Raw genomic sequence first — 287 nt, forward strand, 5'->3', positions numbered from 1 at the left:
CAAAGCAGTATCAATGATTGGAATAACTGTAACAGTGGTTTTGGGATGGATACCCATGGCCGTACTCATGTTCATAATTCTCTTTGCAACCAAAAGGCATCCCGGAGCCCTTGATAATGTTTCAGGAATCACAAAATGGCGGAAAGCCATGGCAGTGGTTATGCTTCTGGTTTTCATACTCTGCCTATCTCCAGTTCCAGGATCTCCATTTTGATGATTGTCTTAGAAAAGGACGATAAAAAAAGTGTTAAGTAGTTACGTGTAAATTATTTCTAAGTATAAGTTTT

Annotated in this window: 1 protein-coding gene; it reads left to right on the forward strand. The window is 38.7% G+C overall.

All coding sequences use genetic code 11. The annotated features are described in order from the left end of the window. The coding region (locus tag K6T82_RS24260; RefSeq protein WP_223711614.1) for a hypothetical protein at positions 1-214 on the forward strand (214 nt) is incomplete at its 5' end. Between the last annotated feature and the right edge of the window lie 73 nt (positions 215-287).

The organism is Flavobacterium potami (assembly GCF_020026915.1).
In the GTDB taxonomy this organism is placed as follows: domain Bacteria; phylum Bacteroidota; class Bacteroidia; order Flavobacteriales; family Flavobacteriaceae; genus Flavobacterium; species Flavobacterium potami.